Origin of the sequence: Janthinobacterium sp. 17J80-10 (genome assembly GCF_004114795.1) — a bacterium.
In the GTDB taxonomy this organism is placed as follows: domain Bacteria; phylum Pseudomonadota; class Gammaproteobacteria; order Burkholderiales; family Burkholderiaceae_D; genus Paucimonas.
On sequence record NZ_CP035311.1, the window covers coordinates 3794701 to 3819841 of the forward strand.

Below are 25141 nucleotides of genomic sequence, written 5' to 3' on the forward strand. Positions count from 1 at the left end.
AAACCAAATACGTCAGTTCAATGGCTGGCTTGCTGCGCCTGGTGGTTATCGCCCCAGAACGGCATGCAGGCGGCAGCAGGAAGCTCGGCGAGAACCTCGCCCTGCTCGACTTCCTGCGTGCTCGTCACACGCAGCAGGTGCTCGCTGACCGCCACCAGATATTCATAGTGGGTACCGAGAAAATCGCGCTGGATGATGCGGCCCTTCAGAAAATTCTCGTCCTGGAGTTGGGATTGCCGCGTGTGCAGAACGATATGCTCCGGGCGAATGCCCACGGTGACATTGCTGGCTGCCGTACCGTCGGGCGAGCGCGACAGCACGATGCGCTGTTCGTCGCTCAGCAGCACGGCGAGGCCGGAACCATGCGCCTGGGCCCGGCCCGAGAGCAGATTGCTGTGTCCGACGAAGTCGGCAATGAAGGGCGATTTGGGTTCCCGGTAAATCTCATGCGGGGTGCCGAGCTGAATGATGCGGCCACCGCTCATGACGGCAATCCGGTCGCTCAACGCCAGCGCCTCATCCTGGTCATGCGTGACATACAGGGTCGTGATCTTCAGGCGCGTCTGCAGCTCCCGCAGCCAGCCGCGGGCGCGCAGGCGCAGCTTGGCGTCGAGATTGGACAGCGGTTCGTCGAGCAGCAGCAACTGCGGCTCGTACACCAGCGTGCGTGCCAGCGCCACGCGCTGCTGCTGGCCGCCCGAGAGTTCATGGGGATAGCGGTCCGCATAGGCCCCCATTTCCACCAGGCCCAGCGCGCGGGCCACCTTGTCGCCGGCTGTGTTGCCGGTGATCTTGCGCAGCTTCAATGGGAATTCGACGTTCTGCCTGACCGACATATGGGGCCACAAGGCGTACGACTGGAACACCAGGCCGCAATTCCTGTTCTCCGGCGCGAGGTGCAGCTTGCTGCCGGAATCGAAGAACATGTCGCTGCCGAGCTGGATTCTGCCGGTCGTGGGGCGATCCAGGCCCGCGATGGAAAACAGCGTGGTGCTTTTGCCGCAGCCGCTGGGCCCGAGCAAGGTCAGGAATTCGCCATCCTTCACCGTGAAGGAGACATTGTCGATGGCCTTGACGGCGCCATAGGTGCGCGTCAAGCCGCTTACGATTAGTTCAGCCATGATTCAGTTTCTTTCCGAAACGCGTGGCGATTGCCACCAGAATTAAAGTGAGGATGAGTTGGATGACCGACAGGGCGGCAACCGGACCTGCATCGCCCTTGGCCCAGACATTCAGCAGGGTCGTGCCGATGATTTCCGTCCCCGGGGAGTACAGGAACACCGCAGAAGCGTATTCCTTGAAGAAGGAAATGAAGGTCAGCAGGTAGCACGCGATCAGCGCCGGCCGGGCGATCGGGAACACGATCTTGCAGCAGGTGGTCCACCAGGTGGCGCCGACGACGCGCGCACTCTGGTCGATTTCCTTGCCGATCTGCATGAACGAAGGCGCGACGGAAACGTAGGCGGAAGGCAGGTTGCGCATGGTGAACGCCACGATCAGAATCGCCAGCGTGCCGTGCAGTGCGCTGAAGCCGGGAATCCAGAGCACCAGCCACAGGAAGCCGACACCGACGATCATGCCGGGAACCGCGCGCGGAAACATGGCCAGCATTTCCAGCGGCCGGGCAAAGCGTGATTCCGAGCGTTGAATCACCGCTGCGACGATGGCGATCATGAGCGTGGCGACCGCCGCGCCGATTGTCGACACCTTCAGGCTGTTCCAGATCGAGCGGCCGTAGAGTTCCTGTTCCATCAGCATCTTGTAGTTATCCAGGGTGAAGAACTCCCAGGGCGACACCAGCGGGGTCAGGTACTCCACGAACGAACGGACGATCAACGCGATCAGCGGCAGAATGACGACCATCAGCATGTACACGACCATCAGCGCGAGCACCGCCCAGCGCCATGCGCCGATATCCAGCGGCTTGGGGCGCTGCGATTTGCCGCGCACGGTGATGTAGCGCTGCTTGTGGGCCAGCAGTTTTTGCTGCACCAGGACCAGCGAAGCCACCAGCGCGAGCAGCAGCAGGGCCGCGGCGCCCAGCAAGCCATAGTCGGGCGTGATCTGGCTGTTGCCAACGCGCAGCAGGAAGGTGGTGAAGAACTCAAGTCCGGCCGACCAGCCGAAAATCAGCGGGATGGACAGCAGTTCGATGCCGCCGACGAAGGTCAGCAGGGTGCTGTAGACGATCGCCGGCCGGAGCAAGGGAATTGTCACGGATTTGAGCACTTGCCATGGCCTGGCGCCGACGCAGCGCGCCGCGTCTTCCAGCGAGGCGTTGCCGAGCGCGAGCGAGCTGGCGCAATACAGCATGACCGCAGGCGCCATTGCGATGCCGCCCAGCACGCCCATGCCGGTGATGGAGGTCAGATTCCACGGCACGGCGCCGAATATATCGCGCACCAGGAGACTGATGTAGCCGGATGGCCCGTACAGCACGTACCAGCCCAGCGCCAGCACCAGTTGCGAGATATAGATCGGCCCCAGCATCGCGCCTTCGAGCCACGACCGGAAAGGCAGGTCGAAGCGCACGATGGCGATGGCGGCCGCAACGCCGATGCTGGTGGCCACGATCGTCGCGACGATGGCCAGCTTGAACGAGTTCGCCACCGCCACGAAGAACTCGGGCATCGAGAACAGATGCGTGAAGCTGGCGAAGGTCCAGATCCGCTCGGGATCATAGAGCGCGTTCGATTGCAGCGACTGGTAGCCGATCACCACCAGCGGCGCGGCCACCAGCAGCACCGTCATCAGCATCACGGCGAACTGGATCAGCCCCGACCAGTCGCGGCCGCGCCAGCTTTGTTGCGGGCTTGGCGCAAGCGACTGCATGCCCGCGCCCCCCAGCCTGATTGGAGAAGTGTTCATGGCCTTCTCGATTATGGTTTGACAGGCTTGTACGCCGCGACCCAGGCATCGGTGAATTGCTTGGTGTCGTCGACCATTTTCTGGTTGTAGTCCACCATGATCATGTTGCGTTCGCCGATTTTTTCCCGAATCATGTCGTAAGTCAGGAAGGGCACTTCTCCCTTCTTGATGTCGCTTCGGTAAGGCGTCAGTCCGCCGACGCCGACGGCGACCTGGCCGGCATGCGACACGACAAAATCGAGGAACAGCTGGGCCGAGTACTTGCTCTCCGCCTTCTTGGTGATGGCCACGCCGCGCATCATGACCGGCGTACCGTCTTCGATCAGATTCCAGCCCAGGATGCGGTCGCTGCGGCCGTCCTGGAGTCGCTTGACAAAGGGCAGCGGCGAACCGAAATAGATCAGCGAATATTCACCGGTGACCACTTTCTCGACCATGGCCGCGCCACCACCTTCCGGGCGCGTGATGGGACCAAGCTGGTTGATGAGGTTCCAGCCGGCAGCCCCGGTGCGGTTCGCGTAGGCCCAGTGCGCGGCATAGGCGAATGGATGGCGCGCGGCGTCATACGTCGAGATGCGGTTGGCGAAATCCTGCGGATGCTGCTTGGCGAGAACAGCCAGCTGCGCCAACGACTTGGGTCTCTTGTTAGCTGGCAAGATGAGTTTGTTGTACACAAACACCAGCGGGTCGGTGGAAATCGTATACAAGCCCGGGAACGGGCGACTCCACTCCGGCAATTCCTTGCTGCCTTCGGCGACATAAGCTTCGATCCCCTGCTTTTCTTGCATGCGCAACCACCCGCCGGGCGATGCGACCGCCAGGATATCGGCACTGCGCTTGCCGACCGAGGATTCCGAGTAATAGCGTTCAAAGGTGGGGGCCGGGCCGAGATCCAGCGTTTCGACTTTGATCCAGGGATATTTCTTTTGGAATGCCGCGACTGCAGGCGCGAAATTCTCAGCCGAAATGTTTCCGTAAATAAGTAGCCCTTTTTCTTGCTTCGATTTGCTCACCGCATCGGCGCTTGCGGCAATGGCGGCATGACTGACGACGGCGGTTACGGCGAGCGCCATGACTTGAATCGCGCGGGAAATTCGGTGTTTCATCGTGTTCTCCAAAACTGTCCATAGAAAATGCAAGCATCGTGGCCCGCATTTCGTACAAGCAATCCTCAGACCACGTTTTGATAGTAGCCAATTATGGATACCATTGTCAAGCGCAAATTATTTTTTATTCAGTACAGGCATCCGCCTAGCAAATACATATAACTCATTGAATATAAATGAAATTAAATTTATTCTCAGGCGAAGAACGAAAGGGATGAAAATAATTTTGGCGAATTATCGCGAAATATTCCCTTTGCAGATGGTAAATTTTGGAGGTAAAATTGGCGACTATTAATGATAATGAATGGTTAAACCCTCATGACTTTATCGAAATCGCCATTGTCTGTTTTTCATTTCGGCAAGACAGCCAGCTTTGCATGCCAGTTCGACCAGCGCTTTTCCTATTGCCTGTACGTGCCCCGCAACTTCAATGTTGCACTGCCGATGCGCCCCCGCGTCCTGGTCGCCGTGCACGACACGGCGCGCCACAATCAAAGCCTGCGGGACCAGTTTGCCGATTTCGCCGAGGCAAGCGGAACGATCGTGCTTTGCCCGCTTTTCCCGGGCAACGTCGGCATAGATGATGATTTGGATGGCTATAAATATCTGCGATACGCGGATGTGCGGTACGACCAGGTACTCATCGCCATGGTGGAGGAAGTCGCCGGGCGCTACGGCTTCGAGGCGCCGAATTTCATGCTGTTCGGCTTTTCAGGCGGGGGGCATTTCGCGCACCGCTTCGCTTATCTGCACCCCGAACTGGTTACCGCCACGGTAGTTGCTTCGCCCGGCTCGGTGACGCTTCCCGTCAAGCAGTACCAGTGGTGGGCCGGCGTGGGCGATTTCAGCCAGCGCTTCGGCAAGGCATTCGATCTGGAGCGCCTGCGGCACGTGCGCATGCATCTGGTGGTCGGCGCGAACGACACCAATCCGGCGGGCATCGTGCAATCGCCGGCAAGCAAAAACTGGGTGCCCGGCGCCGATGCCACAGGAACGAACCGGGTCGAGCGCCTGCAGACTCTCTACCGTCACTTGCTGGAGGAACGCGTGCCGGTGAGCCTGGAAGTCGTCGACGGCGTGGGCCACGAAGTGGGGCCGATCGTCACCGCCGCCATTCTCTTCTTCTGCGACTATTTCATCGAAGCCGTCCGGCTGGCGGACGGCGCGGCGACGGCCTGAGGCGAGAGCCTGCCGCGAACCTGCCCTGGGCTTCAGGCGCCAAGCAAGGCGCTTGCCGCGCCGGCGCGCAGCAAGCCGACATCGCTGCCCACGGTCACGAAGCGAAAGCCTCGCGCAAAGCAATCCGACGCCCTTTCGCCAGGCACCATCGCGCCGCCGAGCAGCTTGCCTGACGCCAGCGCGCCCTGCTCGGCCTTCTTCATCAGCGCCGCCACTTCCTCATCCCGGTACTGCCCCATCTTGCCAACGCTGCCGGTCAGATCGAGCGGCCCGATGAACAACATGTGCAAACCCTCGACCGCGGCGATTTCCGCGATGGCGTCGGCGCCTTTTTTACTTTCTATCATCGCCACCAGCAACAACTGCTGATCGATGTTGCGATAATATTCATCGCCGGCGCTACCCCAGGCCGCCGCGCGCGACACCGTGAAGTGCGCGCCGCGGATTCCCGCGGGCGGATACTGGCACGCAGCGACGAAGCGGCGCGCGTCCTCTGCGCTTTCCACGTTCGGCAAGAGCAAGCCTTCGACGCCGGCATCCAGCAGCCGCTTGATTTCCGCAACATTGTTTTCGCCCAGGCGGGCCAAAATCGTCGCATCGCCGGCGGCGCGAATCGCCCTCATTTGGTGAATCGCCGTTTCCAGCCCGCCCGGTGAATGCTCATGATCGATCACCAGCGCATCGAACCCGGCCAGGCCCATCACCTCGGTCGCATCCGGACTGCCCAGAAACAGCCACGCGCCACGGCACGCCTGGCCGTTTTTTAATTTTTGCAAAAGCGAATTGGAACGAAAAATCATATGGACTCCGCAGGTGAAATCGGCTTGGCGTATTTGCGCCAGCGATTCAAGTGGTTATAGACGACGGCCGCCAGCCCTTCGGCATCGCGACGCCTGAGCATGTCGAGCATTTCGACATGGTCGGCATTGCTGACCTGGACGGATTTGACCGTGTCCCAGACGCCTTTCCGGCCCGGAATGCCGCGCTCGCGCAAGTTCTTGATCTGGGCAGCCAGCATGGGATTGCCGGCCATGGAATACAGGCAGGCGTGCAATTCGAAGTTAATTTCGCGCATCTTGAGCTGCCCTTCGTTTTCGGCGGCGAACTGGAAGGCGCGCACCAGGCGCTCGAATTCCGCGATTTGATCATCGGTGGCGCGCTGCACGATCAGGCGGCAAGCCGCCGTTTCGATCAAGGTGCGCACTTCATAGAGCTGCTCCCGATCCTGGTCGGTGTAGTTGCAAACCCGATAGCCGCGGTTCGGCAAGTGCTCGATCAAGCCGCGGATATTCAACTCTGCCAGAGCGATCCGCACCTCGAAACGATTGGCGCCATAGTTGCCTTCCAGCTCCGCCTGCTTCAACCATTCACCGGGGGAGTATTTCCCGGCAAGAAGGTCCGCCATCAGCGCTTCCGAAAAGTTCTGTTCCTTGTCCCCGTGCACAGTATTTTTCATCATATATGAATAGTCGCCAAAATTGTTCGCGAGTATAGCAGATTTTTTGCACTAAGAATGCCCATCCAGATGGCATCTTTTATGCTTTCCCTTTACACAGCCAGCACTTCCTTCCCTATTATTTTTTTGTTGACATTGATTTGGATAGCATCTAATATTGTAGCCAATTTAGTAGCCAATATTTCCCAGCGATTTCAGCCGGGAGCAAGAAAGGATCTGTATGCTGAAGGTCGGCCTCCTACAAACTTGCGCGACACCCGACGTGCACGCAAACCGGGCCCGTGTCGTTGCGCAAATCCGCCAGGCGAGCGCCCTGGGGGCCGACTTGATCGCCATGCCGGAAGCGGTGGATTTCCTGCATCCGGACCCGCGCGAGTTCGCGCGCTATGCCCAGCCCATGGCGGCGCACGAATTCCTGGCATTGCTGCAATCTACCGCCAGTGAATTGCGCGTGTGGCTGCTGGCGGGGTCGCTTACGACCCGCAATGACCTCGGCCAGCCGGTCAATCGCACGATCCTGATCGCGCCGGATGGCAAGGTCAGCGCCTGGTACGACAAGATCCATCTGTTCGATGCGGCGGCGACCAAAAACGCCGTTCTTGAATCCAGCATTTTTTCGCGCGGCAAGACCGGCGTGGTCGCCACCATCGGCGAGGTCGCGCTGGGCCTGAGCATTTGCTACGACGTCCGCTTTCCTTATCTGTACCGCGCCTTGGCGTTGCATGGCGCCAATGTCATGTGCGTTCCGGCGGCCTTCATGAAGGTGACCGGGGAAGCCCACTGGCATGCCCTGCTGCGTGCGCGCGCCATCGAAACCGGCAGCTACGTGATCGCGCCGGCGCAATACGGCAGTCCTCATGACGGCCGCGAAAGCTACGGCCGCTCGCTTGTGGTCAATCCGTGGGGAGAAGTCGTCGCAGAGGCGGGAGGCGATGCGCAAGTCATCACCGCTGACATTGATCTTGCGCTCGTCGCCGAAGCGCGCCGGCGCATTCCGAGCCTCGTTCAAACGAAGGACTTTGATGTTATTAAAATTCGAGCAAGCCATGACTAAGTATCCAATCAGCCAGGTCGCGACAAAAGATCTCACCCTTTCCAGCGGATTCACCGTCAAGACCTACAAGGCCGAACCGTCCGTGCCGGACAGCGGCAAGGTTCTCGTTCTCCTTAATGGCGGTCCGGGCCTTCCCTGCGAATACCTGCTGGCGCCGCATCTGCGCCTGCTCGAGCATGGCTGGACCGTCATCTCGTACGACCAGTTGGGGTGCGGCCAGTCCGATCGTCCCAAGGACGACAGCCTCTGGACACTCGAACGCTATGTGAGCGAGCTCGAGGAGATCGTCGCATTGCTGGGCCTCGATCGCTACTGCCTGCTGGGGCATTCCTGGGGAACCTGGCTGGGCACCGAATTTTCATTGCGCAATCAGCGCGCCATCCGCAAGCTGATCCTTGCCGACGGCGCATGCGACATTCCCCACCTGGTTTCGGAATTGAACCGGCTGCGCTACGCCCTCGGTAACGATACGGTGCAGATGATGCTGCGGCATGAGGCGCAAGGCACCCTGGATCACGAGGAATACCGGGCTGCCATCACGATCCTGAATTACCGGCATGTCTGCCGCCTGCCCGTGTGGCCCGAGCCGCTGGTGCGCTCCATCGCCGCCTGGAACATGGATCCTTACGTTGCGATGCAGGGGCCCAACGAATTCACTTATACCGGCAACATGCGCGCGTGGAACCGCATTCCCGCGATGTCCCGGCTGCAGCTTCCCTGTCTGGTGATCTCGGGCGAATTCGATGAATTGCCGCCCTCGTGCAGCTACCTCATCCATAACGCATTACCGGACTCGCGGCTGCATATTTTCCCTGGCTGCTCGCACATGCCGTTTTATGAAGACCCCGACGCCTATTTCACACGCCTGTTGGATTTCTTGAATCTGGATAAATAAATACCGGCCACATGCTGGATCGGCATGCACGGCCCCAACTTGGCTGACTGGCGATTCGGCCGGCATGCCGACGGTATAGGAGGAAGCAAACATGAATTTTTCGCAGAACGATGAGCGCAGCGCGGCCAAGAAATTGGGCGGGATAGGGCTGGTCATCGCTTTTCATATCCTGATCGCCTATGCCTTGCTGACCGGGCTGGCGCGCAAGGTGGTGGATGTCCTCAAGGAACCGGTTGACGTCCATTATATTGAGGAAGTCAAGCCGACACCGCCGCCGCCTCCGCCGCCGGAGCGGCAGGTCCAGCCGCCTCCTCCGAAGACTGCTGCGCCGCCGCCGCCCTTCGTGCCGCCGCCCGAAGTGCAAGTCGCGCAACCACAACAGCAGAACGCGATTGCCGCCGTTTCCAACGCCAAGCCTGACAATCCCGTGATGCCGTCGCCCAGGACCGAAACGGCTCCCCCTGGCCCCGCAGTTGTCGCTGCCGTGGTCGACTTCAACAGCTGCGCCAAGCCGGAATACCCGGCGAAATCGCAGCGCAATGAAGAGCAGGGCACGGTCGTGCTGCAGTTCCTGATCGGCGTCGATGGGCAGGTCGCCGATTCGAAGGTCGAAAAAAGCAGCGGTTCGCGCGATCTCGACAAGGCTGCGCGCTCGGCGCTGAGCCTGTGCAAGTTCAAGCCTGGATTGGTGGACGGGAAACCGCAGCCATCATGGACCAAGGTGCAGTATGTCTGGAAGCTGGAATAAGGAATCCGCGACCGCAACCCCATTGCAGTGAATGCCGTCAATTTACATCGTCAATCATAGAAAGCCTGTCATGAAAATCCGTTCTCGCTTATCGGCCCTTGTTGCCATAGTCACGTTCACCATGATCGCAGCCACCCTGACTGCCCCGCATGCATTCGCCGAGGAGGCGATGCCGGCTGCTGCATCCAGCCTGCCCGCGCCGGCGCAAGAATCGACGCCGGCAGCCGCGCCTGCCGCTGCCCCGGCCGCCGACACCGTCGCCGTCGATAACCCTTATGGCCTGGACGCCCTCTGGAATGCCGGCGACTTCGTCGCCAAGGGCACCCTGATCATCCTGGTGCTGATGTCGATGGGATCGTGGTACATCATCATCACAAAACTGATCGACCAGATGCGCATCGGCCGCCAGGCGGCGGACGCGCGCGAAAAATTCTGGAAGGCGCCCTCGCTGCAGGGCGGCATCGGCGCCCTGGCGTCCGGCAGCCCGTTCCGCTTCATCGCCGAAAGCGGCGTCAAGGCCAGCGAGCACCACGATGGCGCGCTGCTGGAACAGATCGACCTGAACACGTGGGTCACCATGTCGGTGCAGCGCACGGTCGAAAAAGTCCAGAGCCGTCTCCAGGATGGCCTGGCCTTCCTCGCCACGGTCGGATCGACCGCGCCGTTCGTCGGCCTGTTCGGCACCGTGTGGGGCATTTACCATGCCCTGACAGCGATCGGCGTCGCCGGACAGGCATCGATCGACAAGGTGGCCGGCCCGGTGGGCGAAGCCCTGATCATGACCGCGATCGGTCTCGCGGTGGCGGTGCCTGCGGTGCTGGGTTATAACTGGCTGGTACGCCGCAACAAGGCCGCGATGGAAGATGTTCGCTCGTTCTCCGCTGACCTGCACATGGTCCTGCTCTCCGGCGTGATGTCTACCCGCCAGTCCGCCCAGGTCCAGAGCGCCAAGAAGATTGCCTGATCATGGCTATGTCATTGGGCTCCCCCGACGGGGATGATGATGAAGTGATCGGCGCGATCAATACCACGCCGCTGGTCGACGTGATGCTGGTGCTCCTGATCATTTTCCTGATCACGATTCCGGTGGTGACGCATACCGTGCCGGTGAAGCTGCCGAACGAAGCGAACCAGGCGTACAAGACCAAGCCGGAAAACATCAATATCGCCGTCAACAGGAAGGGCGAGGCATTCTGGAACGAGGAGTTCATGCCGAACGAGGCGGCGCTGCTGAACCGTCTCAAGAGTGCGGCAGTGCTGGTGCCGCAGCCGGAAGTGCATATCCGCGGCGACCAGGATGCGCGCTATGAGTTTGTCGGCAAGGTGATCCTGGCGGCGCAGCGCGCCGGCATCGCCAAGGTCGGCTTCGTGACCGAGCCGCCTGCGCGCGGCGGCTGATCGCGGCTGATCGATTGCCAGCGAATGAACTTATTTTCGAACAACCAGTTCACACACAAGGAGTAAGCCATGGGCATGAATGTCGGGTCAGGCAGCAAGTCCGCCGATCCGGAACCAATGATCGAGATGAACATGACACCGCTGATCGATGTATTGCTGGTGCTGATCATCATGCTGATCATTACGATTCCGATCCAGAATCACGCGGTCAATCTGAACATGCCTGCGGGCACACCGCCGATGCAGACCACGCAGCCGGAAGTGGTCACGATCGACGTCGCTGCCGACGGCACGATAATCTGGAATGGCGAGGTGGTGCCGGACCGCGCGCAGCTCGAAGCCAGGCTGCAAGGCCTGGCGGCGATGCCGGACCAGCCGGAAGTGCACCTGCGGCCGAACAAGATGGTGTCATACAAATCGGTGGCCGCGGTAATGGCATCAGCGCAGCGCCTCGGCGTGACCAAGCTTGGCATGGTCGGCAACGAGCAATTTATCAAGTGATTGAGAGAATCCCCGATGTCCCGGTTTCAGTTTGCACGTGCCGGCCTGCTGCTGGCCGCCCTGGGCTTGAACGCCGCACCCGTCCTGAGCGGCGCCGGAACGGCCCATGCCGCCAGCCAGGAACAGGCGCAGGCAGTGCGCGCCGAAGTCGGCAAGCCGCTCCAGGCCGCGGCCGAACTCGTCAAGGCGAAGAAGTACGCCGAAGCGCTGGCCAAACTGCAGGAAGCCGACGCCGTCACCGGCAAGACGGCCTATGAAACATTCGTCCTCGATCGCATGCGCGGCGCGGCTGCGGCCGCGGCCGGCGACATCGAACTTGCCGCCGCCGCCTTCGACGCAGCCATCGCCAGCGGCTTCATGTCCGCGACCGAGCAATTGAAGCTGATCGAAGCGATGGCCGGCGCGTATTACCGCGCCGCCTCGTATGGCAAGGCAGGCGACTGGGCCCGCCGCTACCTGAGGATCAGCGACAGCGCGGCGGTGCGCGGCCTGCTGACCCAGTCGCTGTACCTGCAGGGCGACTATGGCGCCGCCCTCAAGGGCCTGGCAGCAGAATTCGTCGAGGACGAGCAGGCCGGCCGCGCGCCAGTCGAGGAACGCCTGCGCCTGCTGGCTTCCTGCTATCTGCAGCTCAAGGATGCGGCCGGCTATGCCGGCGCGCTGGAGCGCCTGCTTGCGCATTATCCGAAAAAGGAATATTGGGCAGACAGGCTGGCGCGGCTTCAGGCCAGGGCGGATTTCGCCGAGCGCCTGCAACTGGACCTCTACCGATTGCAGCTGGCGACCGACAGCCTGAACAGCGCAGCCGGCATCACCGACATGGCGCAACTGGCGCTCCAGGCCGGCTATCCGTCCGAGGCGAAGAAGGCGCTGGACACAGGATTCGGCAGCGGCGCGCTGGGCACGGGCGGCGATGCCGAGCGTCACCGGCGCTTGAGGGACCAGGTGAACAAGCGCGCGGAAGATGACCTCAAGACCATCGGCGCCGGCGATGCCCAGGCGGAAGCGGCTCCGGGCGGCGCCGGCCTCGTCAATACCGGCTACAACTATGTCGTCAACGGCCGCTTCGACAAGGGTATCGCCATGATGGAGCGCGGCCTCGCCAAAGGCGGGCTGAAGCGCCCGGAAGACGCCAGGCTCCATTTGGGCCTGGCCTATCTTCTGGCCGGCGACAAGGCCAGGGCATCGCAAGTGCTGAAATCGGCGCAAGGCGCCGACGGCGTCGCCGACCTGGCCCGCCTGTGGATGCTCGTGCGCTGACTTGCCGACAGCCGGATGCCGGATGCCGGATGCCGGACATGCTTCCCGTTAGGTAAAAGGACAAGACACGATGAACCGAATCGCACACATGGTCGGAAGTAAAACCTATACGTTCCGCGACTTGCGCGACTTGATGGCGAAGGCAACACCGGCCCGCTCGGGAGATTACCTGGCCGGCGTCGCGGCCGAAAACGCGGAACAGCGCGTGGCGGCGCAGATGGCCCTCGCCGAACTTCCCTTAAGCGTCTTTCTCGACGAAATGCTGGTGCCGTACGAAACCGACGAAGTCACGCGCCTGATCGTCGATGGCCACGATGCTGCCGCATTCGCCCCGGTCAAGCATCTGACCGTGGGAGATTTTCGCAACTGGCTGCTGAGCGATGCGGCGGACGCGGCGAGCCTGGCCGCGCTCGCCCCTGGCGTCACCCCGGAAATGGCGGCGGCCGTGTCCAAGATCATGCGGATCCAGGACCTGATCCTGGTGGCAAAAAAGTGCCGCGTCATCACCCGTTTCCGCAACACGATCGGCCTGCAGAACCGCCTGTCGACGCGGCTGCAGCCGAACCATCCGACCGACGATGCCGGCGGCATCGCGGCAAGCGTGCTGGACGGCCTGCTTTACGGCAGCGGCGATGCCGTCATCGGCATCAATCCCGCCACCGACAACGTGCCGCAGGTGATCAAGATCGTCTCCATGCTGGACGAAATCATCCGTCGTTACGCCATACCCACCCAGTCATGCGTGCTCACCCACGTCACCAACACCATTGCCGCAATCGAGCGCGGCGCGCCGGTGGACCTGGTGTTCCAGTCGATCGCCGGAACGGAGGCGGCCAACGCCAGCTTCGGCATCAACCTGAACCTGCTTGCCGAAGCGCGCGACGCTGCCCTCTCGCTGGGGCGCGGGACCGTCGGCAACAACGTGATGTATTTCGAAACCGGCCAGGGCAGCGCCCTGTCGGCCAACGCCAACCACGGGATCGACCAGCAGACATGCGAAGCGCGCGCCTACGCGGTGGCCCGCAAGTTCGAGCCGCTTCTGGTGAACACCGTGGTCGGCTTCATCGGCCCCGAATATCTCTATGACGGCAGGCAGATCATCCGGGCAGGGCTGGAAGACCACTTCTGCGCCAAACTGCTGGGACTGCCGATGGGCTGCGATGTGTGCTACACCAATCATGCGGAAGCCGACCAGAACGACATGGATATCCTGCTGACGCTGCTGGCGGCGGCGGGTTGCAACTTCATCATGGGCATCCCTGGCTCGGACGACATCATGCTGAATTACCAGACCACCTCGTTCCACGACGCCCTTTACGCGCGCCAGGTGCTCGGCTTGATGCCGGCGCCGGAATTCGAGGCATGGCTCAGGCAAATGGGCATCTTCGCCGGCGACGACGGCGCAAGGCTCGGCGACGGCGTGCCCGCGGTCTTCGAGAAGGCATTTCTGCGACTGGCGTGATGCGCAATTTTGAGCTCAAGGAAAAGGAGTGCCCCGCGATGACAACCCCGGTTACCAATAATCCCTGGCATTCCTTGCGCCGCCACACGGCAGCCAGGATCGCTCTCGGACGCGCAGGCGTGAGCCTGCCGACCGCCCCCCAACTCGAGTTCCAGCTGGCGCACGCCAGGGCGCGCGACGCCGTTCATCTCGGACTCGACGTGAATGCGCTGGCTTCCGCCCTGTCGCAGCCGCTCGCGCAGGACGGCACGGGCCTGCCGTGCCTCGCGTTGAGCAGCTCCGCGCCTACGCGCAACGTATATCTGCAACGCCCCGACCTGGGACGCAGGCTCTCGCCGGAATCCCGGGCGGCGCTCGAGGCCCTGGAAACGGCGCCGGGCGCAAGCGGCTACGACGTCGCCTTTGTGGTCGCCGACGGCCTGTCCGCGGTTGCGATCGAGCGCAACGCCAGGCCGTTCCTGCGCGAGGTGATCGGCTGGCTGGCGCCCGAAGACTGGTCGATCGCGCCGATCAGCATCGTCACCCAGGGCCGCGTCGCGATCGGCGACGAGGTCGGGGAGTTGCTCGGCGCGAAAGCGGTGGCGGTGCTGATCGGAGAGCGGCCCGGACTGAGCTCGCCCGACAGCATGGGGCTGTATCTGACCTGGGCTCCCCGCACGGGCCTGACCGACGAGAGCCGCAACTGCATCTCCAACGTCAGGCCGGCCGGCCTGACTTATCCGGACGCGGCCCTCAAGCTGCATTACCTGCTATCCGAAGCGCGCCGGCGCCAGCTTTCCGGGGTCGAACTGAAGGACGAAACTGTGCCCGCCGAAACGCAAGTGAAGCAGGCGCGGCCCAACTTCCTGCTGGAGGAATGATGGCCGCCCGGATGGTCGCCAGACGGCAAATGCGCCGTCAATACCCGAAGCGAAGCGCACCGGGAATCGATTATTAGCCCGCATATTCACGAACTTCATTTATCCGTAAAGTCAGCAATGCAGAAAATCATCCTTCTCGTACACCGGTATCTCGGCCTGACGCTGGGAGCCATTTTGCTCGTTGTCGCCTTCAGCGGCACGGCAATCGTCTTTAAAAAGCCCATCGACAAATTTTTAAACCCGGCCCTGCTGCAAACGGCGGCCGGGGCAGGCCGCGCGCCGATCGACGACATCATTCGATCGGCGCAGGCAAGCGTCGCCGGCAAGCGGGCAAGCCAGGTCCTTCTTCCGCAAAGCGCTGGTGATGTCATCGAAGTCCAGTTTCAGGGCAGCGACCTGCGTGCTTACGCCGACCCTTACACTGGAAATTTGCTGGGGGTGCGCGATGTGAAAGCATCCCTGATGGGCATTTTGGCGGACCTGCACGTCCATCTCCTGTCCGGAAAAACCGGCGAGCGGATCATGGGCTGGACGGGAATGGGTTTGCTGTTGCTGTCGGCAATGGGCGCTTACCTGTGGTGGCCAAAAAACGGCAGATGGGATCAGGCCTGGGCCGTCAAATGGGGCGCTGCGCCGCTCAGGGTCTGGATGGACTTCCACAAGCTTGTCGGCTCGCTCGCGTTTGTGCTGATTGCCCTGACCGCAACGACCGGGGCAGCGCTCGCGCTTTACGATATCGTCACTGAACCCGTCCTGGCCGCATTGACCGGCGAAGGAACGCGAAAGCCAGCGCCAAAATCGCGTCTTCATGACGGCGGCGCTGCAGCCATCGCCCCCATGATGGCGCATGCCGCCACGCTCTTCCCTAACGGGAAAATCACAAGAATTGCCCTGCCCGGCAAAACCGATGGCGCAGTAGGAATACGCATGCGCCTGGAAGGCGAAATTCAGTCCTCGGGCCGAAGCTTCCTATGGTTCGATCAATACGATGGCGCCCTGCTGCGTCTGGATGATGCGCTGCAGGCGAACCAGGCGGCAAAAATCCAAAACTGGCTGTTCCCCTTGCATACGGGCGCGTATGGCGGACTGCCCACCCAATTTTTGCAGGTTCTGGTCGGCCTGTCCTTGTTCCTGCTGAGCTTCTCCGGGGTTTGCCTCTGGTGGAAAAGGCGCCGCGCCCGTGCGAGCGCGAAGGCGCGCCTTCGCAATCCGGCTTGAGGCAGGTTGCATGAATCTTCCAGCGGCAATGCCAGCGCCTGGCAAATGGCGTTGAGCACAGTCATAAATTTCGTTTATTCAGAATCTTCAATTTTTAGGAAGCAGCATGCGCGTCATCATTCTCGGCGGCGGTGTAATCGGCATCACCAGCGCCTACTACCTCGCCAGGGCAGGCCACGAAGTCAGCGTCATCGAACGGCAGCCGGCGACGGCGATGGAAACCAGCTTTGCCAACGCCGGCCAGATTTCACCCGGCTACGCGGCGCCCTGGGCCGCGCCCGGCGTCCCGTTGAAGGCATTGAAATGGATGATGCAACGCCATGCGCCGCTGACGATCCGGCCCGACGGCACCGCGTTCCAGCTGAAATGGATGTGGCGCATGCTGCAAAACTGCAATGCATCGAAATATGCGGTGAACAAGGAAAGGATGGTGCGCCTGGCGGAGTACAGCCGCGACTGTCTGGGGCAGTTACGCTCTGCGCATGCCGGACTGGAATACGAAGACCGGCAAAAAGGCACCCTGCAACTGTTCCGCACCCGGCAGCAGTTCGACGATATGGCCAAGGATACCGGGGTGCTGAAGGATGCCGGCGTGCCCTACGAAGTGCTGTCGCGGGACGAACTGAAGCTGGCCGAACCTGCGCTGGGTCCGGTCAGCCACAAGCTCGTCGGCGGCTTGCGCCTGCCCAACGACGAAACCGGCGACTGCCAGCTCTTCACCACGCGGCTGGCGCAATTGGCGGCCGGTCTCGGTGTGCAATTCCATTACAACACGACGATCGATTCGCTCCAACCGGGTAATGGCGAAATCGCCGGCGTCCTGTGCAATGGGCAGCTGATGCAGGCTGACGCCTACGTGGTTGCCCTCGCCAGCTACTCGCGCGGCTTGCTCGATGCGATCGTGGATATTCCGGTTTACCCGGTGAAGGGCTACTCGATCACGGCCCCCATCGTCGATCCGGCTGCGGCGCCGGTATCCACGATACTCGATGAAACCTACAAGGTCGCCATTACCCGGTTCGACGACCGGATTCGCGTCGGCGGCATGGCGGAACTGGCAGGCTTCGACCACAAGCTGAATCCCAGGCGGCGCCAGACGCTGGAGATGGTGGTCAACGATCTGTTCCCGGGCGGTGCAGACACGCTGAAGGCGAGCTTCTGGAGCGGCCTGCGCCCGATGACACCCGATGGCACGCCGATCGTCGGCGCCACCAGGATGAGAAACCTCTTCATCAACACAGGTCATGGCACGCTGGGGTGGACCATGTCATGCGGATCCGGTCGGCTGCTTTCCGATCTGGTCTCCGGCAAGACGCCGGAAATCCCCGCATCCGACCTGTCCGTATCGCGCTATGCGCACCACTGAGCGGGAGGGGGCTGCCATGGCAAATGCCGCATATTCAGCTTATCCGTCGAGCGCCCATGCGGGCGCAAGCCTGTGCATCGACCTGGGAGCAATCCGCCGCAACTACCGTCTGCTGTGCCGCCAGGCAGGAAAGGCAACTTGTGCCGCCGTGTTGAAGGCCGATGCGTATAGCCTGGGCGCGGGCAGGATTGCGCCGGTTTTGGAACAGGACGGTTGCCGCCATTTTTTTGTGGCGCATCTGGACGAGGGCATCGCGCTGCGCCGGTGTCTTGCCGCCCGCAGCGAAATTTTCGTTCTGCATGGCCCGCCGCCGGGCGCAGAGCAGGAATGCATCGAGCACGGGCTAATCCCGGTGCTCAACAGCCTGCAACAGGTTGCAGGCTGGCGCAAGCTGTGCCACCGTCTCGGCCGGCGGCTTGCCGCAGTGATTCAAGTCGATACCGGCATGTCACGCATGGGCTTGGCGCCCGATGAAGCCGAGCTGCTGCTTCTGTATCAGTCTTCTCTGAATGCCATCGACCTGCGCTATTTGATGAGCCATCTCGCCTGCGCCGATTTGCCGACGCATTCCATGAACGAGATGCAATTGCGCCGTTTCTTGACGCTCCGGTCCCGCTTCCCGGCCATGCCCGCAAGCCTCGCCAATTCGTCGGGTATTTTTCTAGGCGGGCCCTACCAGTTCGACCTGGTGCGTCCCGGGGCGGCGTTGTACGGCCTGGCGCCAATCGCAGGCGAAGCCAATCCAATGCATCCGGTCGTCACATTGCAGGGCAAGATCATTCAGACACGGACGATCGGCGCGGGGAATTGCGTCGGCTATGGCATGACATACCGCGCCGCCGGAAAACGCGTGATTGCGACGGTCGCCATCGGTTACGCGGATGGATGGATGCGGTCGATGAGCAATCGGGGAATGGCATTCATCGACGGGATATGCGCCCCCATCGTGGGGACGGTATCGATGGACAGCATAACGCTGGATGTCAGCGGCATCAATGAAGGCAGGCTGCTCCCGGGCACGATGGTCGAGTTGCTCGGCCCGCACCAGTCGGTGGACGCGGTCGCCGCACACTCCGGAACGATCGGTTACGAAATCCTGACAAGCCTGGGCAACCGCTTTCATCGCACGTATCGGGATGTATCCGCCGCCTGCGAAGAAGCGCCCTACGGCGAAGCCGTTTCATCCCTGTGAGCGCAGACATCGGTGGCGCCATCAGCCCGTTGCCTGCGCCCGTGCGCACCCTGGCTTACTTGCCGAATTCCTTCAGGCGCTCCTTGAGCGGCTTGCCCTGGCTGGACGGCAGGGCATCGAAACGCCCCTGCATGAGCGCATCCAGCCGGCCAAGGCGGTCCGCCGGCGCCGGGTGGGTTTCGAACATCAGCGCAAAGCCGGAATCCTGGCTGCTTTCGCCCTGCAGCACCTGCAATACCGCCGGCAGGCCAAAGGGGTCATAACCGGCGCGCGCGGCAATCACCACGCCCAGGCGGTCCGCCTCGAATTCATCTTCCTTGTCGAGGCCGCGCGCCATGATGCCCTTGGCAAACTCGGTCAGTTTCGCATTGCCGCCGGTTTTCGCGTTCACCAGTTCGCCGGCGATGCCGGACCAGCCGCTCGCCTTGACCGCATTCAGGTGGTGCTTCTTGAGCACATGGCCGATTTCATGGGCCAGCACGCCAGCCAGCTCGGCTTCGCTGCGCATGCGCTCCATCAGCCCGCGGGTCACGAAAATATAACCGCCCGGCGTGGCAAAGGCGTTATAGCCATTGTCATCGAGCACGCCGAAAGTCCACGGCAAGTCGGGGCGCTCGGTTTGCGCAGCCAGCCAGCGTCCCAACGTATTGACATAGCGCTGCATGCCCGGGTTGTTCAGCAGGGGCTTGGCGCCCAGCAGGGTGGCGGCGAACTCTTGCCCGAGCGCGATTTCTTCCTGCTCGGTCGGCTCGGCCACGGCCTTGCCGAGATTGCCCAGCAGGTTGCCGAAATTGACGCCCTTGCCGCTGTCCGCGCCGCGCCCGAAGCCTGGCAGGTTAAAGCCGCCAAACTGTGCAAGAGCGCCGCCCGACACCAGTACCAGGGTCAGCGCGCAGGTGATCTTTGCCAGCGTTTTCATGTCAGCCGCCTCCCATGCCGGGAACCATGTCGCCCGCCGGCGAGGGCGCCGCAGCCGGCTTGGCATCCTCAAGATAGCCAAGTTGCGTCGGCGCCAGCTTGCTGCGCCGGGCGAACTCCTGGCCGGCACTGCCGGCAACGGCATAGCGCTGCATTTTTTTGAATTCTTCGGGATTGGCGTGGGCGTTTTGCAACTCTTCTTTCGTCAGGCCGCGCACGCCGGTCGTCACGGTGGCGTTATTGGCGCGGCGCCCCGAACCCAGCAGGTTGGCCAGTGCGTCGGCCGGATTGGACGAGGCCGTGCCGGGTTTGCCGGCGGCGCCGGACGGTTTCAGGTGCATCATGCGCACCCAGCCGGCCTGCCCGGCGCCTGTCTTGACCTCGCTCCAGGCGCCACTGCGGCGCAGCACCTCGACCCGGTCGTTTTCCGCCAGGGAGGCCAGCTTGTTCGCATCCGATTGCGGCTGCGCCATCAGGTCGGTGGCGCGACTGGTCAGTGCCGGCTCGGCCTGCGCCGCGCAGGCCAGCAGCAGGAGCGCCAGGCCATATCCTCTCATCATGACTTCCTCACGGGTTCGAACAATTCAACGGCGGCGGCGCGCCCCTTGACCGCGAACGCGCCGCGGGCAATAAAATCAATGGCGGCATCCGCGCCGCACGCCTGCACGGTGTCGCGCGTGACCAGTACCCGCGCCACGCCCTTGGTCAAGCCTTCGACCCGGCTGGCGAGGTTGACGGTATCGCCGATCGCCGTGTAGTCGAGTTTCTTTTGAGCACCAATAAAGCCTACCACAGCGGGTCCGGAGTGTACACCGATGCCCACATCGAACCCGGCGATATCGGCGCCCTCGCCCTGCAATTCCTGTTTGAATTCCAGCAGCACTTCCTGCATTTCCAGCGCCGCCGCCACGGCGTGCGCGGCATGCGCGGGGTCATCCACCGGCGCGCCCCAGAATGCCATGATGCAGTCGCCGATGAACTTGTCGAGCGTGCCGCCATGCCGGAACACCACATCGACCTGGCGCTCGAAATAGCGGTTCAAGAGGTTCACCACTTCATGCGGGTCGCGCGTCTCCGACAGGGTGGTAAAGCCGCGGATGTCCGAAAACAGCACCGTCAGTTGCGAGGTGCGGCCGGACATGCTTTCCACGGTTTCGCCCTGCTCGACGATCTGCCGCACCACGTTCGGATTCAGGAAGCGGCCGAACAGCGCCACCGCCTGCTCGCGCGAGCGCCGTTCGCGCAGGTAACCGCCGATCGCTGCCAGCAGATACCACGCCCAGGCAACTGCCAGCGGGGTCGCGACCGGCAAGAGCCGGTCGCGCGCCAGCGCGGCATCGGCCGCCGCGAGCGCGGCCAGCGAAACCAGCGCCAGCGCCAGGCCGATCGCCATGGGATTGCTGCGCAACGCAAAGGCCCAGGCCAGCGCGGCGATCAGCAGCGCGCCAAAGGCAAATGGCACGACGACAGGCACCGGCCGCACGACATGCCCGTTCTTGAGGTTGTCGATCGCCGTGGCAAGGATATCGACGCCGGGAATATTGCTCCCCAGCGGCGTCAGGTGATGGTCGAAGGAGCTCGATGCCGACGAGCCGATGACGATGATCTTGTTCTGAAACAGCGGCGCCAGCGTCGCATCGTATGCACGGCGCTCCGCCTCGCCCAGATGCATGCGATTTTGCGTCAGGGTCTTGTACAGGGTGCCATAGGAAATGTGCCGATGCAGGTCGCCAGCCCAGCGCATCAGGAAATCGCCGCCGTCCGGCAAGCGGCCGCCCTGCCCTCGCGCTTGCATCCGGCCTGGGGCCAGGCCTTGCACGACCCGCGCAGGCAGCGACGGCAAGCGCCAGCCCTGCACGTCCGTATATAAACGGTAACGCCGCAGCCTGCCATCGTCATCCTTGGCGCTGTTGATCAGGCCCAGGCGCCAGACGCCAGGCTCGATTGCGTGCGGCAACTCAATGGCTGCCCGGGCGTTGGCAGCCCCACTACCAGCCATGCCGAAGGCGGCTGCCAGCGGGGCCAGTTGCGCACCGGCCGCGTCCCTGTCTGCAGCCAGGCGCGTGGCCGCCAAATAAACGGCGGCCGACGCGTTGACCGCCTCATCCAGGCGTGCATCGCCTGCCGGCCGCCGCGCATCGCGTACTGAAAACGTCATGTCGAACACGATGGCGCGTGGCCGGAATTCATTCAACACTTCCAGCAAGTCGGCATGAATTTCGCGCGACCACGACCACAGACCGGCAATTTCCTGCATCTCGACCATGCTGGCGTCATCGATATCGACCACCATGATGTCGGGGTCCGGCGCCAGTTCGGCAGCGTGGCGCCGCTGGTAGACATCGGCCAGGCGCGATTCGGTCAGGGCGAATAACTGCACGCCAAACAGTTCGAGGGCCAGGGCAGCAACAAACAACAGCGCCAGCAATCCATGCCAGCGCCACGACGAATGATGATCCTTGGAGGAAAAGAGAAAGCGCATGCCCAAGCCAGAATTGATTATAGGAAATCTTATCCGGAAGCATGCCATTCTCGCAACCACAGCCTGTTCCGCGGCGGGATACCCCTTCCTGGCGGGGTCGGGTATAATTGCGGGTTCTGTCCAAAATTTCCGTTTCATATTTATTTGAACACAGGTTTTTGCGGATTCTTTCTCTCTTAGGTTGGTGCAAATTAATTTGGGGGTGGGGATGTCCGATCTGGCTACTATTGCCAAGCTTGCGCGTTCGCATGCGCAACTTCCGGTCCACGTATACTTCGACGAACGCCTGCTTCAGCAGGAAATTCAACAACTGTTTCGCAGTGGCCCGCGCTATGCCGGCCACGAATTGCTCGTGCCCGAGGCGGGCGATTTCGCCACGCTGCCCTGGGAAAACGAGGGCCGCATGCTGGTGCGCGGCCAGCAGGGCATCGAACTGCTGTCCAACGTCTGCCGCCACCGCCAGGCGAAAATGTTCAATGGCCGCGGCAACGCGCACAATATCGTCTGCCCGCTGCACCGCTGGACCTATGACCTGAAGGGCGAACTGATCGGCGCGCCGCATTTCGCCGACACGCCCTGCCTGAACCTGTCGAAGACGCCTTTGCAGAACTGGAACGGCCTGCTGTTCGAGGACAATGGCGTCAAGGTGCGCGACATGCTGGCCAATCTTGGCGTGGCCCGTGACCTGGATTTTTCCGGTTACATGTTCGACCACGTCGAAGTCCATGAATGCGACTACAACTGGAAGACCTTCATCGAGGTCTATCTCGAGGATTACCACGTCGAGCCTTTCCATCCGGGCCTGGGCAGCTTCGTTTCCTGCGACGACCTGCGCTGGGAATTCGGCCCCGACTACAGCGTGCAGACCGTGGGCGTCCACCGCGGCCTGCAAAAATCCGGCTCGCCCGCGTACCAGAAATGGCAGGAGCAGGTGCTCAAGTTCCGCAACGGCGAAGCGCCCAAGTACGGCGCCATCTGGCTCACGCTCTACCCGAACATCATGGTCGAGTGGTATCCGCATGTGCTGGTGGTCTCGACCCTGTGGCCCAACGGCCCGCAAAAGACCACCAACGTCGTGGAGTTCTACTACCCCGAAGAGATCGTGCTGTTCGAGCGCGAATTCGTCGAGGCCGAGCGCGCCGCCTACATGGAAACCTGCATCGAGGATGACGAGATCGGCCAGCGCATGGATGCCGGCCGCAAGATCCTGATGGACCGCGGCGAAAACGAGGTCGGCCCCTACCAGTCGCCGATGGAAGACGGCATGCAGCACTTCCACGAGTGGTATCGCGCCAAAATCGACGTGTAAGCGCCGCAAAAACCGGAGTACCGTTTGCCAGCCCAGTCGATGTGGATGCTGTTCGCATCCCTCATGTTTTCCATCATGGGCGTGTGCGTCAAGCTCGCTTCCGGGTGGTACTCCGCTTCCGAAATCGTCACCTTCCGCGGCCTTTTTGGCGCAGTCGCGATGGCGTCCCTGATTTTCCTGCGCGGCGGCAGTTTCCGCACGCGCCATCCCTGGGGCCACCTGTGGCGCGGCGCGGTCGGCTCGACCGCCCTGTGGCTATGGTTCTATGCGATCGGCAAGCTGCCGCTGGCCACCGCCATGACACTCAACTACATGTCGCCGATCTGGATCGCGGCCATCGTCTTCGGCCTCGCCTGGCGCCGCGCGCAGCAGCGCTTCGAGTGGGGCGTGGCCGGCGCCATCATCATCAGCTTCATCGGCGTCGTCATGCTGCTGCGCCCGAGCATCCATGCCGAACAATGGACAGGCGGCATGATGGCGGTGGCGTCGAGCTTCCTGAGCGCGCTGGCGTACATGCAGGTGCGGCGCCTGGGCCAGATGGGCGAAGCCGACCAGCTGATCGTCTTTTATTTTTCCGTGACCGGCATGGCCACCGGCCTGCTGGGCATGTTCTTCGACGCCGCGATTGCCGGCCCCGCCGCCAGCGCGCCGGCGGCAGATCCGCAGGTGCTGCCGGGCCTGTGGCTGTTGCTGGGGGTGGGGCTGTGCGCCACCATCGCCCAGATGGCCATGACGCGCGCCTACCGCCTTGGGCGCGTTTTGCTCACTGCCAACCTGCAATACAGCGGCATCGTTTTTGCCAGCATCTGGGGCATCCTGCTGTGGGATGACCTGCTGCCGGCCATCAGCTGGGCCGGCATGGGGATCATTCTTTTGAGCGGAATTGCCGCAACGTATTACAATGCGCGCAATACCCCGCCAGCCAGGACCCCTGCCGCTGGCGCAGCCGACCCGATTGCCGCGGAAATGTAGATGAGGCCGGCGTCAGCCCGACTCCAGGAGCCCGAGATGCGTCACACCACCCTGATCTCTGCCAGCGAACTGGCCCACCACGCGCTTGAGCCGGACTGGGTCGTCATCGATTGCCGCCATGACCTCGCCCTGCCCGATGCCGGCCGCCTGACCTACGAGGCAGGCCACATCCCCGGCGCCCAATTTGCCCACCTGGACCGCGATCTGTCCGGCGGCAAGACGGATGCACAGGGCAATTTCCTCGGCCGCCACCCGCTACCCGAGCGCGCCGCCTTCATTGAAACCCTGCGCCGCTGGGGCATCAACAACAAGTCCCAGGTCGTCGCCTACGATGGCCAGGGCGGCATGTTCGCCGCGCGCCTGTGGTGGCTTTTGCGCTGGGTCGGGCATGAGGCGGTCGCGGTGCTGGACGGCGGCGTGCAGGCATGGACGGCCTCGGGCATGTGGCTGTCGGCGGAATTGCGCGGCAAGCCCTATGGTGACTTCATCGCGCAGGCGCCGCTGGTCGCCACAGTCGATGCCGCCGCGCTGGTCGCCAACCTGCAGGCGCAGGCACGCACCGTCATCGATGCGCGCGCGCCGGACCGCTTCCGCGGCGAGAATGAAACCATCGACCCGGTCGGCGGCCATATCCCCGGGGCGAAGAACCGCTTTTTCAAGGATAACCTGCAGGCCGACGGCAGCTTCAAGCCGGCGGCGCAATTGCGGGCGGAATGGCAGCAGCTCCTGCCTGCGCCGCAAACCGGCGTCATGCAGTGCGGCTCCGGCGTCACCGCCTGCCACAACCTGCTGGCGCTGGAAGTGGCAGGCTTGCCGGGCGCGGCGCTCTATCCGGGTTCGTGGAGCGAATGGTGCGCCGACCCGACCCGGCCGGTGGCGCAAGGACCTGAATAAAAA

General features: G+C 62.4%; 24 protein-coding genes. 16 read left to right on the top strand and 8 right to left on the bottom strand.

The window, feature by feature from the left end; translation table 11 throughout:
- Nucleotides 1-17: 17 nt before the first annotated feature.
- The 3 genes from EKL02_RS16920 to EKL02_RS16930 are packed head-to-tail and all read right to left on the bottom strand — an operon-like array spanning nucleotide 18 to nucleotide 3974.
- The gene (locus tag EKL02_RS16920; RefSeq protein WP_128903124.1) at nucleotides 18-1121 is read right to left on the bottom strand and encodes an ABC transporter ATP-binding protein; all 1104 of its coding nucleotides are present in this window, start codon (nucleotides 1119-1121) and stop codon (nucleotides 18-20) included.
- Complete coding sequence (locus tag EKL02_RS16925) at nucleotides 1114-2868, bottom strand: iron ABC transporter permease (protein ID WP_128903125.1); 1755 nt, start codon at nucleotides 2866-2868, stop codon at nucleotides 1114-1116. Before EKL02_RS16925 ends, EKL02_RS16920 begins: the two co-directional genes overlap by 8 nt.
- An 11-nt stretch (nucleotides 2869-2879) precedes the next feature.
- Nucleotides 2880-3974 carry an ABC transporter substrate-binding protein gene (locus tag EKL02_RS16930; RefSeq protein ID WP_128903126.1) on the bottom strand — a complete coding sequence of 365 codons (1095 nt, stop codon included), beginning with the start codon at nucleotides 3972-3974 and terminating at the stop codon, nucleotides 2880-2882.
- 318 nt (nucleotides 3975-4292) lie between these two features.
- Here EKL02_RS16930 and EKL02_RS16935 point away from each other — a divergent pair, with 318 nt between their 5' ends.
- Entirely contained in the window at nucleotides 4293-5153 is an 861-nt protein-coding gene (locus EKL02_RS16935; RefSeq protein WP_128903127.1) for an alpha/beta hydrolase, read from the top strand.
- A gap of 32 nt (nucleotides 5154-5185) precedes the next feature.
- On the opposite strand, the gene EKL02_RS16940 is transcribed toward EKL02_RS16935, so the two are convergent.
- Both EKL02_RS16940 and EKL02_RS16945 read right to left on the bottom strand, forming a co-directional pair.
- Nucleotides 5186-5953, bottom strand: a complete 768-nt coding sequence (locus tag EKL02_RS16940; protein WP_128903128.1) for an aldolase/citrate lyase family protein — start codon at nucleotides 5951-5953, stop codon at nucleotides 5186-5188.
- Nucleotides 5950-6612: a GntR family transcriptional regulator gene (locus EKL02_RS16945; protein WP_128903129.1), complete on the bottom strand. Its 663-nt coding sequence runs from the start codon at nucleotides 6610-6612 to the stop codon at nucleotides 5950-5952. Before EKL02_RS16945 ends, EKL02_RS16940 begins: the two co-directional genes overlap by 4 nt.
- A 217-nt stretch (nucleotides 6613-6829) precedes the next feature.
- Between EKL02_RS16945 and EKL02_RS16950 the strand changes: the two genes are divergently transcribed.
- The 12 genes from EKL02_RS16950 (at nucleotide 6830) to alr (ending at nucleotide 18563) form a co-directional block, all read left to right on the top strand.
- A complete protein-coding gene (locus EKL02_RS16950) occupies nucleotides 6830-7663 on the top strand; it encodes a carbon-nitrogen hydrolase family protein (protein WP_206732416.1) in 834 nt (277 codons plus the stop codon).
- Nucleotides 7656-8558 (top strand): proline iminopeptidase-family hydrolase, encoded by a 903-nt coding sequence (locus EKL02_RS16955; protein WP_164932056.1) that lies wholly within the window; start codon nucleotides 7656-7658, stop codon nucleotides 8556-8558. Before EKL02_RS16950 ends, EKL02_RS16955 begins: the two co-directional genes overlap by 8 nt.
- Nucleotides 8559-8649: 91 nt before the next feature.
- On the top strand, nucleotides 8650-9306 hold the full coding sequence (locus EKL02_RS16960; RefSeq protein ID WP_128903131.1) for an energy transducer TonB: 657 nt from the start codon (nucleotides 8650-8652) through the stop codon (nucleotides 9304-9306).
- Nucleotides 9307-9376: 70 nt separating this feature from the next.
- Nucleotides 9377-10270 (top strand): MotA/TolQ/ExbB proton channel family protein, encoded by an 894-nt coding sequence (locus EKL02_RS16965; protein ID WP_128903132.1) that lies wholly within the window; start codon nucleotides 9377-9379, stop codon nucleotides 10268-10270.
- A 2-nt stretch (nucleotides 10271-10272) separates the two neighbouring features.
- The gene (locus tag EKL02_RS16970) at nucleotides 10273-10704 is read left to right on the top strand and encodes a biopolymer transporter ExbD (RefSeq protein ID WP_128903133.1); all 432 of its coding nucleotides are present in this window, start codon (nucleotides 10273-10275) and stop codon (nucleotides 10702-10704) included.
- A gap of 69 nt (nucleotides 10705-10773) precedes the next feature.
- Nucleotides 10774-11205 carry a biopolymer transporter ExbD gene (locus tag EKL02_RS16975; RefSeq protein ID WP_206732417.1) on the top strand — a complete coding sequence of 144 codons (432 nt, stop codon included), beginning with the start codon at nucleotides 10774-10776 and terminating at the stop codon, nucleotides 11203-11205.
- Between the two features lie 15 nt (nucleotides 11206-11220).
- Nucleotides 11221-12465 carry a hypothetical protein gene (locus EKL02_RS16980; protein WP_128903134.1) on the top strand — a complete coding sequence of 415 codons (1245 nt, stop codon included), beginning with the start codon at nucleotides 11221-11223 and terminating at the stop codon, nucleotides 12463-12465.
- A 70-nt stretch (nucleotides 12466-12535) separates the two neighbouring features.
- Entirely contained in the window at nucleotides 12536-13927 is a 1392-nt protein-coding gene (locus tag EKL02_RS16985) for an ethanolamine ammonia-lyase subunit EutB (RefSeq protein WP_128903135.1), read from the top strand.
- A 38-nt stretch (nucleotides 13928-13965) separates the two neighbouring features.
- Complete coding sequence (gene eutC / locus EKL02_RS16990; RefSeq protein WP_128903136.1) at nucleotides 13966-14787, top strand: ethanolamine ammonia-lyase subunit EutC; 822 nt, start codon at nucleotides 13966-13968, stop codon at nucleotides 14785-14787.
- Between the two features lie 117 nt (nucleotides 14788-14904).
- Entirely contained in the window at nucleotides 14905-16005 is a 1101-nt protein-coding gene (locus tag EKL02_RS16995) for a PepSY-associated TM helix domain-containing protein (protein ID WP_128903137.1), read from the top strand.
- Between the two features lie 106 nt (nucleotides 16006-16111).
- Nucleotides 16112-17371, top strand: coding sequence for a D-amino acid dehydrogenase (locus EKL02_RS17000; protein WP_128903138.1), 1260 nt, complete (start codon nucleotides 16112-16114; stop codon nucleotides 17369-17371).
- 16 nt (nucleotides 17372-17387) lie between these two features.
- On the top strand, nucleotides 17388-18563 hold the full coding sequence (gene alr, locus EKL02_RS17005) for an alanine racemase (protein ID WP_128903139.1): 1176 nt from the start codon (nucleotides 17388-17390) through the stop codon (nucleotides 18561-18563).
- 55 nt (nucleotides 18564-18618) lie between these two features.
- Here alr and EKL02_RS17010 read toward each other — a convergent pair whose 3' ends face one another.
- Genes EKL02_RS17010 through EKL02_RS17020 form a run of 3 tightly spaced genes read right to left on the bottom strand, consistent with a single transcriptional unit; the run spans nucleotide 18619 to nucleotide 21963 of the window.
- A complete protein-coding gene (locus EKL02_RS17010; RefSeq protein ID WP_128903140.1) occupies nucleotides 18619-19482 on the bottom strand; it encodes a M48 family metallopeptidase in 864 nt (287 codons plus the stop codon).
- 1 nt (nucleotide 19483) lies between these two features.
- Nucleotides 19484-20041 carry an SH3 domain-containing protein gene (locus tag EKL02_RS17015; protein WP_128903141.1) on the bottom strand — a complete coding sequence of 186 codons (558 nt, stop codon included), beginning with the start codon at nucleotides 20039-20041 and terminating at the stop codon, nucleotides 19484-19486.
- A complete protein-coding gene (locus tag EKL02_RS17020; RefSeq protein WP_164932057.1) occupies nucleotides 20038-21963 on the bottom strand; it encodes an adenylate/guanylate cyclase domain-containing protein in 1926 nt (641 codons plus the stop codon). Before EKL02_RS17020 ends, EKL02_RS17015 begins: the two co-directional genes overlap by 4 nt.
- Nucleotides 21964-22171: 208 nt before the next feature.
- On the opposite strand from EKL02_RS17020, the gene EKL02_RS17025 reads away from it, so the two are divergent.
- Genes EKL02_RS17025 through EKL02_RS17035 form a run of 3 tightly spaced genes read left to right on the top strand, consistent with a single transcriptional unit; the run spans nucleotide 22172 to nucleotide 25138 of the window.
- Nucleotides 22172-23272 (top strand): aromatic ring-hydroxylating dioxygenase subunit alpha, encoded by a 1101-nt coding sequence (locus EKL02_RS17025; RefSeq protein WP_128903143.1) that lies wholly within the window; start codon nucleotides 22172-22174, stop codon nucleotides 23270-23272.
- 24 nt (nucleotides 23273-23296) lie between these two features.
- Nucleotides 23297-24244: a DMT family transporter gene (locus EKL02_RS17030; protein WP_347232093.1), complete on the top strand. Its 948-nt coding sequence runs from the start codon at nucleotides 23297-23299 to the stop codon at nucleotides 24242-24244.
- Between the two features lie 36 nt (nucleotides 24245-24280).
- Nucleotides 24281-25138, top strand: a complete 858-nt coding sequence (locus EKL02_RS17035) for a sulfurtransferase (protein ID WP_128903144.1) — start codon at nucleotides 24281-24283, stop codon at nucleotides 25136-25138.
- The last annotated feature ends 3 nt before the right edge of the window (nucleotides 25139-25141 follow it).

Excerpts from the sequence above, each read along its gene's own strand:
- EKL02_RS16920 (WP_128903124.1), bottom strand. The coding sequence starts at position 1,121 with ATGGCTGAACTAATCGTAAGCGGCTTGACGCGCACCTATGGCGCCGTC.
- EKL02_RS16925 (WP_128903125.1), bottom strand. The coding sequence starts at position 2,868 with ATGAACACTTCTCCAATCAGGCTGGGGGGCGCGGGCATGCAGTCGCTT.
- EKL02_RS16930 (WP_128903126.1), bottom strand. The coding sequence starts at position 3,974 with ATGAAACACCGAATTTCCCGCGCGATTCAAGTCATGGCGCTCGCCGTA.
- EKL02_RS16935 (WP_128903127.1), top strand. The coding sequence starts at position 4,293 with ATGACTTTATCGAAATCGCCATTGTCTGTTTTTCATTTCGGCAAGACA.
- EKL02_RS16940 (WP_128903128.1), bottom strand. The coding sequence starts at position 5,953 with ATGATTTTTCGTTCCAATTCGCTTTTGCAAAAATTAAAAAACGGCCAG.
- EKL02_RS16945 (WP_128903129.1), bottom strand. The coding sequence starts at position 6,612 with ATGATGAAAAATACTGTGCACGGGGACAAGGAACAGAACTTTTCGGAA.
- EKL02_RS16950 (WP_206732416.1), top strand. The coding sequence starts at position 6,830 with ATGCTGAAGGTCGGCCTCCTACAAACTTGCGCGACACCCGACGTGCAC.
- EKL02_RS16955 (WP_164932056.1), top strand. The coding sequence starts at position 7,656 with ATGACTAAGTATCCAATCAGCCAGGTCGCGACAAAAGATCTCACCCTT.
- EKL02_RS16960 (WP_128903131.1), top strand. The coding sequence starts at position 8,650 with ATGAATTTTTCGCAGAACGATGAGCGCAGCGCGGCCAAGAAATTGGGC.
- EKL02_RS16965 (WP_128903132.1), top strand. The coding sequence starts at position 9,377 with ATGAAAATCCGTTCTCGCTTATCGGCCCTTGTTGCCATAGTCACGTTC.
- EKL02_RS16970 (WP_128903133.1), top strand. The coding sequence starts at position 10,273 with ATGGCTATGTCATTGGGCTCCCCCGACGGGGATGATGATGAAGTGATC.
- EKL02_RS16975 (WP_206732417.1), top strand. The coding sequence starts at position 10,774 with ATGGGCATGAATGTCGGGTCAGGCAGCAAGTCCGCCGATCCGGAACCA.
- EKL02_RS16980 (WP_128903134.1), top strand. The coding sequence starts at position 11,221 with ATGTCCCGGTTTCAGTTTGCACGTGCCGGCCTGCTGCTGGCCGCCCTG.
- EKL02_RS16985 (WP_128903135.1), top strand. The coding sequence starts at position 12,536 with ATGAACCGAATCGCACACATGGTCGGAAGTAAAACCTATACGTTCCGC.
- eutC (WP_128903136.1), top strand. The coding sequence starts at position 13,966 with ATGACAACCCCGGTTACCAATAATCCCTGGCATTCCTTGCGCCGCCAC.
- EKL02_RS16995 (WP_128903137.1), top strand. The coding sequence starts at position 14,905 with ATGCAGAAAATCATCCTTCTCGTACACCGGTATCTCGGCCTGACGCTG.
- EKL02_RS17000 (WP_128903138.1), top strand. The coding sequence starts at position 16,112 with ATGCGCGTCATCATTCTCGGCGGCGGTGTAATCGGCATCACCAGCGCC.
- alr (WP_128903139.1), top strand. The coding sequence starts at position 17,388 with ATGGCAAATGCCGCATATTCAGCTTATCCGTCGAGCGCCCATGCGGGC.
- EKL02_RS17010 (WP_128903140.1), bottom strand. The coding sequence starts at position 19,482 with ATGAAAACGCTGGCAAAGATCACCTGCGCGCTGACCCTGGTACTGGTG.
- EKL02_RS17015 (WP_128903141.1), bottom strand. The coding sequence starts at position 20,041 with ATGATGAGAGGATATGGCCTGGCGCTCCTGCTGCTGGCCTGCGCGGCG.
- EKL02_RS17020 (WP_164932057.1), bottom strand. The coding sequence starts at position 21,963 with ATGCGCTTTCTCTTTTCCTCCAAGGATCATCATTCGTCGTGGCGCTGG.
- EKL02_RS17025 (WP_128903143.1), top strand. The coding sequence starts at position 22,172 with ATGTCCGATCTGGCTACTATTGCCAAGCTTGCGCGTTCGCATGCGCAA.
- EKL02_RS17035 (WP_128903144.1), top strand. The coding sequence starts at position 24,281 with ATGCGTCACACCACCCTGATCTCTGCCAGCGAACTGGCCCACCACGCG.